This is a genomic window from Falsiroseomonas oryzae (genome assembly GCF_027856955.1).
In the GTDB taxonomy this organism is placed as follows: Bacteria; Pseudomonadota; Alphaproteobacteria; order Acetobacterales; family Acetobacteraceae; genus Falsiroseomonas; species Falsiroseomonas oryzae.
Window position 1 is genome coordinate 1 of sequence record NZ_JAPSMD010000228.1, and the last position, 8606, is coordinate 8606.

10 protein-coding genes are annotated in these 8606 nt (G+C 71.3%); 3 read left to right on the forward strand and 7 right to left on the reverse strand.

Annotated elements, in window-relative coordinates; genetic code table 11:
* The coding region (locus OZN99_RS19390) for a tetratricopeptide repeat protein (protein WP_270936913.1) at positions 1-430 on the forward strand (430 nt) is incomplete at its 5' end.
* Positions 431-443: 13 nt separating this feature from the next.
* On the opposite strand, the gene OZN99_RS19395 is transcribed toward OZN99_RS19390, so the two are convergent.
* Positions 444-1202: an SH3 domain-containing protein gene (locus tag OZN99_RS19395; RefSeq protein ID WP_270936914.1), complete on the reverse strand. Its 759-nt coding sequence runs from the start codon at positions 1200-1202 to the stop codon at positions 444-446.
* Positions 1203-1329: 127 nt separating this feature from the next.
* The gene (locus tag OZN99_RS19400) at positions 1330-2304 is read right to left on the reverse strand and encodes an N-carbamoyl-D-amino-acid hydrolase (protein ID WP_270936915.1); all 975 of its coding nucleotides are present in this window, start codon (positions 2302-2304) and stop codon (positions 1330-1332) included.
* 308 nt (positions 2305-2612) lie between these two features.
* Between OZN99_RS19400 and OZN99_RS19405 the strand changes: the two genes are divergently transcribed.
* Both OZN99_RS19405 and OZN99_RS19410 read left to right on the forward strand, forming a co-directional pair.
* Positions 2613-3206 (forward strand): hypothetical protein, encoded by a 594-nt coding sequence (locus OZN99_RS19405; RefSeq protein ID WP_270936916.1) that lies wholly within the window; start codon positions 2613-2615, stop codon positions 3204-3206.
* A 70-nt stretch (positions 3207-3276) separates the two neighbouring features.
* Positions 3277-4104 (forward strand): IS5 family transposase, encoded by an 828-nt coding sequence (locus tag OZN99_RS19410; RefSeq protein WP_270936917.1) that lies wholly within the window; start codon positions 3277-3279, stop codon positions 4102-4104.
* A 42-nt stretch (positions 4105-4146) separates the two neighbouring features.
* On the opposite strand, the gene OZN99_RS19415 is transcribed toward OZN99_RS19410, so the two are convergent.
* From OZN99_RS19415 to OZN99_RS19435, 5 genes are all read right to left on the reverse strand, one after another.
* Positions 4147-5019, reverse strand: coding sequence for an ABC transporter substrate-binding protein (locus tag OZN99_RS19415; RefSeq protein WP_270936918.1), 873 nt, complete (start codon positions 5017-5019; stop codon positions 4147-4149).
* Positions 5020-5441: 422 nt separating this feature from the next.
* A complete protein-coding gene (locus OZN99_RS19420) occupies positions 5442-6389 on the reverse strand; it encodes an N-carbamoyl-D-amino-acid hydrolase (RefSeq protein WP_270936919.1) in 948 nt (315 codons plus the stop codon).
* Positions 6386-6685, reverse strand: coding sequence for a hypothetical protein (locus tag OZN99_RS19425; protein ID WP_270936920.1), 300 nt, complete (start codon positions 6683-6685; stop codon positions 6386-6388). Before OZN99_RS19425 ends, OZN99_RS19420 begins: the two co-directional genes overlap by 4 nt.
* A 55-nt stretch (positions 6686-6740) precedes the next feature.
* Positions 6741-6983 carry a hypothetical protein gene (locus OZN99_RS19430; protein ID WP_270936921.1) on the reverse strand — a complete coding sequence of 81 codons (243 nt, stop codon included), beginning with the start codon at positions 6981-6983 and terminating at the stop codon, positions 6741-6743.
* Between the two features lie 85 nt (positions 6984-7068).
* Entirely contained in the window at positions 7069-8457 is a 1389-nt protein-coding gene (locus tag OZN99_RS19435) for a dihydroorotase (protein WP_270936922.1), read from the reverse strand.
* Positions 8458-8606: the final 149 nt, after the last annotated feature.

The following is an 8606-nucleotide window of genomic DNA, read 5'->3' on the forward strand; positions in this document are numbered from 1 at the left end:
CGGCCGCCGAATGAGGCGCCTGCTCCTCGCGGCGCTCCTCGCCGCCCCGCCCGCGCTGGCCGTCCTGCCGGAGCCGCCGGGCGATCCCCAGGCCGCCGAGGGCGTCCGCCTGCTGGAAAGCGGCCGCTACGAGCTCGGCCTGCCCCTGCTGCAGGCCGCGCTGGAGAGGCTACCCGGCGACCCGGACCTGCTGGTCTATGTCGCCTTCGCGCAGCGGCGCAGCGGGCGGCCGGAGGCGGCGATGGAGGCCTATCGCCAGGCGCTGGCGCGCGACCCCAACCATCCCGGCGCGCTGGCCTACCAGGGCGCGCTGTTCCTCGAGCTTGGCCGCCGTGCCGAGGCCGAGGCCAATCTCGCCCGGCTCGCCGCCGCCTGCCCGGGCTGCGCCGAGACCGAGACCCTGGCGCGCGCCCTGGCGCGCCCGCGCTGAGCGGCGGCGGCGACTATTTCAGCTTCGGCGCCGCCGGCTTGCCGTCCCAGCTCTCGACCATCCAGGTGAAGGCGGCGGTCCAGCGGGGATCGGTGTTGGGCGGCAGCTTGCCCGCCCGCAGGTCGTCCAGGCCCACATCGGCCAGCTGCAGGTGCGGCCGCTCCCCGGGGCGGGAGACCAGGCCCTCATCGGCGCCCACCACCTCCAGCCGGTCCCACATGTGCGAATGCCCCTCGTCGTCGTCCCAGGACCAGCGGCCGTCCAGCACCAGCACGAAATCCGCCGCCAGGCCGAACTGGTGCAGGCTCTCCCAGGCCTGCACCGGCGTCAGGATGCGGCCGGGCCGGCTTCTGCCGGACTGGAACAGGTGGTTCTGCCGCCAGGGGCCGCGCATGCCCTCATAGATGCCGAACGGGATGCCCTCCGCGTTCAGCCGCGCCACCGTCCGCAGGGCGCGGTTGCGGAAGGCGGGGTGCAGCATCTTCGGGTCGCGGTTGGCACGCTCCACGTTGCGCCAGGGGAACATCTCCGCGACCTGGCTTGGCGGCTTGCCGCCGGCCACCTGCCTGCGCAGCAGCCCGGCCGGCGCGAAGCCGCGCGTGCCGTTCGGCGCCTCCACCTCCAGCCAGGGCTGCCCGGGCTGCCCGACCAGCGCCACCACCTGGTCCACCGGCAGGGCGCGCAGGACCCTGTTGTCCGGGCCCGGCCCCTCGCGCAGCTCAGTGGCGGCGGCGACTCGGAAGAGGGCGGGATAGGGCGAGGTGTCGGACATGCCGGGTCCTTGCAGGGCTGCGGGCCGGCCCGAGGGATCGGGCCGGCGCAGGGGGAGCGCGCGCGGTCTAGATCAGATCGGCCCGGCACGCCAACAGCGCCGGCGTGACCGGGCAGGGCAGGGCGTCCTACTCCGCCGCGGCCGAGGGACTCCAGGCCGGCGGCGGCTCGCTGCCCACCTGGGCGGTGATGCGCGTGTAGTGCTCCGGCCGGCGGTGCCGGGCGAAGTTGAAGATCGTGCTGCGGCCAAGCTCGCACATGCCGAGGTCGCAATCGGCCGTGATCACCTCGTCGTCCCAGCTGGTCGCCTGGGCCATGATCTCGCCCTGCGGGTTGACGATGATGGAGTGGCCGAACAGCTCGTGCCCGTCCTCCGTGCCCGCCTTGGCCACGCCCACGCCGAAGCAGGCATTCTGGTAGCAGCCCGCCTGGATCGAGAGATGACTGTGCAGCACCCGCAGGTGGTGCGCCTCGAAGCCGCGGTTCTCCATGTTCAGGCTCGGCGTGTTGTAGCCGAGCATCACCAGCTCGACCTGCTGCAGCCCCAGCACGCGCCAGGATTCCGGCCAGCGGCGGTCGTTGCAGATCATCATGCCGATGTTGACCGGCCCGGCGCCGCCCACCGGCGCGCGCACCACCGGGAAGCCCAGGTCGCCCGGCTCGAAATAGCGCTTCTCCAGGTGCTGCACCTTGCGCACCGGGTCGTATTCCGCGTGGCCTGGCAGGTGGACCTTGCGGTACTTCAGCGCGACCTGCCCCGAGGGATGGACATAGATCGCTGTGTTGAAGCGCCGGCCATCCGGCGTCTTCTCGGCATAGCCCAGGTGGAAGCCGATATTCAGCCGCCGCGCCGCGTCGAACAGCGGCGCCGTCGCATTGGACGGCATGGCGTGCTCGTACCAGTGGTCCGCCTCGGCCAGGTCTTCATGGTACCAGCGCGGGAAGAAGGTGGTCAGCGCGAGTTCGGGATAGACCACCACCTCCGCGCCGCGCCGCGCTGCCTTCTCCATCAGCGCGACCATGCGCGCGACGGCAACGTCCCGGCCCTCGGCCTTCTGGATCGGCCCCATCTGGGCGGCGGCGACGACGAGGCGGCGGGACATGGGGGATCTCTGCTGGCGGCGGCGTGCGACGATTGGCGCCGGCCGGAAGCCCGGTCAAGCCGCTGAGCGCGGCCCGTTTCGGAACGGTTCGGACAGCTATGCTGCCAGGCCGCGGGTTGCCCCGTAACCGATCCGTGATTACGAAGGCCAGCAGTACGGGGGAGTGCGTCGCCGTGACCTTTCCATCTCCGGCGGCGTCGGCCTTGCCGCTGGCTGCCTGCCTTCTGCTCATGGCATCGCACGCGGCATGGGCACAGCCCCAGCCCGCGGCCGCTCCGCCCGCCGCGGCGGAATCCACGACGACCCGCATGGCCCCGACGCTGCCGCATTTCTGGGGCAGCCTGCCGGAGGGCGATCCGCGCATCGCCCGCGACGCGCTCCGCAACAGCATCTCGTACTGGGTCGGCGCCGTCGCCGAGGACGGCATCCTGCGCGAGATCGCCATCCAGCCCTGGGATGCGAACTGGGGCAACGACACCTTCTACGGCTTCTCCTACAGCCGGCGCCTGGCGCGCGTCTGGCGCGACTTCGCCATCGATCTGGAAGGCGGCGTGGGCTACCGCGTCGGCGAGACCAACACGCCGGAGGCGTGGTTCGCCTTCTATGCCCGCTACGATGGCTTTCCCTGGCGCAACCGCCTCTACACCAGCTTCGGCCTGAGCACCGGGCTCGACTGGGTGAACGTGCTCCCGACGGCCGAAACCGGCACCGCCCAAAGGCCGGAACCCAACCGCTCCAAGATCCTGCACTACTTCTCGCCGGAGCTGGTCTTCTCGCTGCCCTCCGCTCCGCAGCACGAGGTGGCGATCCGCTACGCGCACCGGAGCGGCATGTTCGGCCTGTTCAACGACGTGTGGGAAGGCTCGAACGTCCTGCAGATCGGCTACCGCCGGCGGTTCTGACTGACTGTCTGGAAAGGCGCGGATCGGGGTAAAACGTTGGCGTACCTCAGCTTTCTGAGCCGAGGCGGTCATGCGCGAACCCCGTCCCCGTCATTATCCGACGGACCTGTCCGACGCCGAGTGGGCGGCCCTGGAACCACTGCTCCCGCCTCCGGCGACGCGGGGACGACCGCTCAAGTGGTCCAGGCGCCTGATGGTCGAGGCAATCTTCTACCTCGTCCGCTCTGGCTGCGCATGGCGGATGCTGCCCACCTCCTTCCCGCCATGGCAAACGGTGTTCGCCCACTTCCGCCGCTGCCGGCTGGACGGCACGCTTCGGCGTGCGCACGACCAGCTACGTGCGCTGGCTCGTAAGGCAGAGGGACGCCAAGCTGAAGCATCGGCTGCTATCATTGACAGCCAAACCGTGCGCGCCACCGGGGTGGGCGGTCCTGAGCGCGGCTACGACGCTGCGAAGCGGACAGCCGGGCGGAAGCGCCACATTCTCGTCGATGCCGCCGGACTCGTTCTCCTGGCTCACGTCCACGCCGCCGATCTGCATGAGCGGCTCGGAGCGCAGCTCCTGGTCGGGCGTGCCAGCGAAGGCGAACTGCCGCGCCTGGTGTTGGTCTGGGCCGACGGCGCCTACGCAGGAACCTTCGCGCGTTGGCTCGAGGCTGAACGAGGCTGGCGCGTCGAGGTGCCGAAGCACTGCGACCGACATCTCTCGCGCTACGGTCGGGAAGACAAGCCGAAGGGTTTCCAGGTCATCCCGCGGCGCTGGGTGGTGGAGAGGACGTTTGCCTGGCTGTCACGCTCGCGCAGGCTCGCGCGCGACTATGAGCGGCTGCCGGAAACCGCCGAAGCCATGATCCACGCCGCGATGTCGCGCATCATGCTCCGCCGCATCGTGGCGTGAGCGCCACGCCTGCGAAGCGGCGGCACCGCTGGCGGTCGTGGATTACTCTATCACCTGCTCCGCGCGCGCGAGCACTCCGGGCGGGATCGCCACGCCGATCTCGCGCGCGACCCGGAGGTTGACGGCCAGATGGTGGCGCGTGTTCGCCTCGATTGGCAGGTCACCGGGGCTGGCCCCCTTGAGGATACGGTCCGCCAGACCCGCCAGGCGGCGCGCCGTCTCGACCCGGTTGCTGCCGTACGCGAGCAGAGCGCCGTAGCCGAGCCAGCCCCCGGGGAACATCGTCGGTAGCCGCGCCTCGATGGCCAGCACGGCGATCCGCGTGGCGTGCAGGCCGGTGATTGGCGCCTCGAGGCACAGCACCGCGTCCGCCCGCGCCTCCCGGGCGGAGGCAAAAAGGCCCTCGACGTCCTCATCGGCGCCCCGCAGACGGGCCGGCAGCGGGTGCAGACCCTCGGCCTCCGCTGCCGCGACACTGGCGCGGTCGAGCAGGTCGGGCACGCCCTCATCGCCCAGGATCACCACCCGGGCGAGCCCAGGCAGCACCTCTTTCAGCAGCCGCATCTGCGCCCTGGGCTGCACGGGATCGGTGTTCGTCAGCCCGGTGACGTTCCCGCCAGGCCGCCGCGCGTCGGCGATCAGCCCGTCGGCGACTGGGTCCTGGATGACCGCGAAGACTATGGGGACGGCGCTCGTCGCCCAGCGTGCTGCCCGGACGGCGCCAGGGCCGAACACGATGATTAGATCGACACGGAGCGCGACAAGTTCGGCCGCGAAGGCGCGCAGCAGGTCAAGCCGGCCCTCGGCAAAGCGCGGCTCGATGAGGATGGTTTGCCCTTCGACGTAGCCGAGTTGGGCCAGCCCTTCGCGGAAGGCGCTGTAGCCGGCCTCGGTGGCGGCGTTGGGATGGATCACGCCGACGCGCGGCGGCAACCCCGTGGCGGCTAGCGGGGCCGCCACACGGGACGACGACAGGCCGACGCCCCCGGACGCCAGGACAAATGCTGCCACTCTGCGTGTGACCATACCAGCCTCCCCGAACCGAGCGCACCGAGGGGCGAGGCGGCCTCGCCCCGACAGGAAGCGTTGGCACCAATCATGAGATTAGACGGCTTGACGAACTCTGCCGAGACCAATCGCCCAGCGGCAACGCTCCGACACCGCGAGTGTGAGGCCGAAGCGCCATTCCCAGCCAGTCAGTGACCGCAGGACCCGAATTGCGCGGACTGCGTCCGGGCTGATCGGGTCCTGCGTTTCCTGAGCCGGCGATTCACGCCCCGACGCGCAAGCCTCCGGCGTGCGCAGTCAGGGCGATCGCTGGCCAGGCGGCGTCCGGCTCACTCCGGCGCCGTCGCGCCCACCTGGTCCACGATCCGCCGGTAGTGCTGCGGCCGGCGGTGCTGGGCGAAGTTGAACATCTTCTCCTTGCCCTGCCGGCAGGCGTCGAGATCGACCTCGGCCACGATCACCTCGTCGCCCAGGGTCGCCGCCTCCGCCACGATCAGCCCGTTCGGATCGACGATGCAGGACCCGCCGATCAGCCCGGCGCCATCCTCGTTGCCCGCCTTCGCCACGGCCACGGCCCAGGTCGCGTTCATGTAGGCGTTGGACTGCGCCGCCAGCTTGGAGTGGAATGTGCGCAACTCCGCGCTCTCTCCCTCGCCGCCGTTTGGGTCGTAGGCGGCGGAGTTGTAGCCGACCATCACCAGCTCCACCCCCTGCAGGCCGAGGCAGCGCCACCCTTCCGGCCAGCGGCGGTCGTTGCAGACCAGCATGCCGAGCACCGGGCGCCCCCAGGCTTCCGGCCCGCGCGCGACGGGGAAGCCGAGATCGCCGTACTCGAAATACATCTTCTCGAGCTGCTGGTAGCGCTGCCCGGCCTTCACATGGTCGCTGCCGGGCAGGTGGATCTTGCGGTACTTGAACAGGATGTCGCCATCCGGCCCGACGGTGATGGCGCTGTTGAAGCGGTGCCCGTCCGGCGTCAGCTCGGCATAGCCGACATAGAAGCCCAGCCTCAGCGCGCGCGCCCGGTCGAACAGGGGCTGCACCCGCGGGTTGGGCATCGCCGTCTCGAAGCAGCCGAGCAGCTCCGCGTCGTCGCGGCCCATCGGCCAGCGCGGGAAGAAGGTGGTGAAGGCGAGCTCGGGGAAGACAACGAGATTCGCCCCCTTCGTCGCCGCCTGCTCCAGCAGCGCGATCATCCGCGCCAGCGTCGCCTCACGCGTGTCGGCGCGCTGGATCGGGCCCATCTGGGCGCCGGCGACGGTCAGGATGCGGCTCATGCGAAGAGATCCCGGATGTCCTGGCGCGTGCCACCAAAGCTGCGCCACAGGCCGATGAACCCGGCCACGAAGCCGAGGCCGGCAAAGAGCCCGCCCATGCCCGGGCGGTCGGGGATGACCTGCGGACCGACCGTCGCGCCGAGCAGCCCGGCGCAGATACCGAAGCCGATCGAGAGCAGGAACTGCGTCATCCCCGGCCGGTCGCGCCGCGTCGGCGGGGCCGGCGCGGTGCGCGAGGGTCGCGGCGGGCGCTTGATCCAGCGCTGGTGCTTCGGGCGGGCGGGGTCCTGGCTCATCGCGCGTCTTCTACCGCAGGCCGGCGCGGCGCTGCAGAGGTACCGGCGCGCATCGTCAACGCCGCAGCATGAAGATGACGACCGCCAGCCCGAACACCACCACCACCTTCCCGCCGACCGCCGCCAGCGGCAGGCCGAGCAGGAAGAAGCCGACGACACCGACCGCGATCGCCGCCAGCGTCGCGACGATGGCGACCTCGCGCAGGGCCCAGCGCGCCGCGGGCGGATCGGGCGGCGGCTTCGGCAGTTCCCGGATGCGCGGGCGGACCGAGACCTTCTCCTCGGCGGGAAGCATCATGCCGCGCACCCCGGCCGGCCTGCAGCCCACGACGGCCGGCAGCGTGCGGACCCGCCCGCCCGCGATGCGAGGCGGCCGCGCCTGTTCATGCGTCGAGGGCGGAACGGCGGTGCTGGCGCGGCACGAAGCGCCCCGTGCCGGGCTTCGCCTTCACCTCGGCGCCGTCCCAGATCTCCGTCCCGCGCAGGATGGCAGAGGCGACCCGCGCCTTCATCGGCCGGCCGTGATAGGGCGACCAGCGCGCATCCTCCTGGTCCTGGATGGAGCGCTCGTCGAAGACGAAGTCGCCGGTCTCCAGGATGCAGAAATCCGCGTCCGCCCCCAGCCGGATGCCGCCCTTCCTCGGATCGAGCCCGTGGAAGCGCGCCGGCTCCTCCGAGCAGAGCCGCGCCATCACCGTGGGCGGCAGGCCACGCTCCGCCAGCAGGGTGTACATCAGCGGCGCGAAGCTCTGCATTCCCGTCAGGCCGGCGCCGACGGCGAAGATGTCGCCGGCATACTCCTTCCGCGGCCGCGGCCAGGGCGCGTGGTCGGTGGAGACGTAGCCGACGATCCCCTGCCGCACCGCATCCCACATCCGCTCCACCTCCGCGGCGCTGCGGAAGGGCGGGTTGCACTTCCCGAAGCCCTCCAGGCGGACGATGTCCTCCTCCGTCATGCAGAGGTACTGGATGCAGGCCTCGCCCGAGCACTTCGCGCCCTGGCCCTGGTACATCCGCGCCAGCTCGAAGCCGCGCGCCAGGGAGGAATGGGCGATGTGGACGTGCGCGCCCGTCTCCAGCGCCATCTCGAAGATCTCGAGGTCGGCCATCGTCTCGGTGATCGGCGGGCGGGTGCGGCAGTGCCAGATGGGGGAGGTGTTGCCGGCGGCCTTCGCGGCCTCGGTCAGCTTCACCACCAGTTCCTGGTCCTCGTTGTGGACCGCCACCATCAGCCCGGTCTTCGCGATCTCCGCGAAGGCCGACAGCATGGTCGGGTGGTCGATGCGCGGGAAGCGGTGAGCGTCGTACTCATATGTGGAGACCTTGAAGGCGCTCGCCCCGGCCGCTGCGATGCCGGCGATCTCGTCCAGCCCGCCTGTCTTCTTGATCGTGCCGTAGAGCGCCATGTCCACATGGGCCGTCCGCTCCACCCAGCCGACCTTCTCCTTGAAGAGGGCGGCGGTGGTGACCGGCTCCGGCACGTCATAGGGCATGTCGCAGACGGTGGTGACGCCGCCGGCCGCGGCCGAGAGCGTCGCGCCATGGATCCCCGGCCACCCGCGGGAGGAGGCGGTGTGCATGTGCCCGTCCACCAGCCCGGGCAGCACCAGCTTGCCGTCGTAACGCGCGACGCGCTGCGCCGGGGGTGGGGCGCCTTCGCCGATGGCCGCGATGGTCTCCCCGCGCACCGCGACATAGCCGCCCGCCACCACGCGGTCCGAGAGCACGACGTCGCCGGTGATCACCAGGTCGTAGGGTGCGGGGTCGGTCATGCAGGGTCTCTCTCGGCATCGGGGACGACGCCGGGAGGCTAGGCCGATGCGCGCGGCGCGCCAACTCCGCGCCGCGCCGCGGCGTCAGCTGGCGCGGCGCCCCCGGCGGACCGCGCCGAGGCCGAGCAGGCCGACCAGCAGCAGCGGCA

Bases quoted from the DNA above. Each gene is read 5' to 3' on its own strand.
- OZN99_RS19395 (WP_270936914.1), bottom strand. From the start codon at position 1,202: ATGTCCGACACCTCGCCCTATCCCGCCCTCTTCCGAGTCGCCGCCGCC.
- OZN99_RS19400 (WP_270936915.1), bottom strand. From the start codon at position 2,304: ATGTCCCGCCGCCTCGTCGTCGCCGCCGCCCAGATGGGGCCGATCCAG.
- OZN99_RS19405 (WP_270936916.1), top strand. From the start codon at position 2,613: ATGGCCCCGACGCTGCCGCATTTCTGGGGCAGCCTGCCGGAGGGCGAT.
- OZN99_RS19410 (WP_270936917.1), top strand. From the start codon at position 3,277: ATGCGCGAACCCCGTCCCCGTCATTATCCGACGGACCTGTCCGACGCC.
- OZN99_RS19420 (WP_270936919.1), bottom strand. From the start codon at position 6,389: ATGAGCCGCATCCTGACCGTCGCCGGCGCCCAGATGGGCCCGATCCAG.
- OZN99_RS19425 (WP_270936920.1), bottom strand. From the start codon at position 6,685: ATGAGCCAGGACCCCGCCCGCCCGAAGCACCAGCGCTGGATCAAGCGC.
- OZN99_RS19430 (WP_270936921.1), bottom strand. From the start codon at position 6,983: ATGATGCTTCCCGCCGAGGAGAAGGTCTCGGTCCGCCCGCGCATCCGG.
- OZN99_RS19435 (WP_270936922.1), bottom strand. From the start codon at position 8,457: ATGACCGACCCCGCACCCTACGACCTGGTGATCACCGGCGACGTCGTG.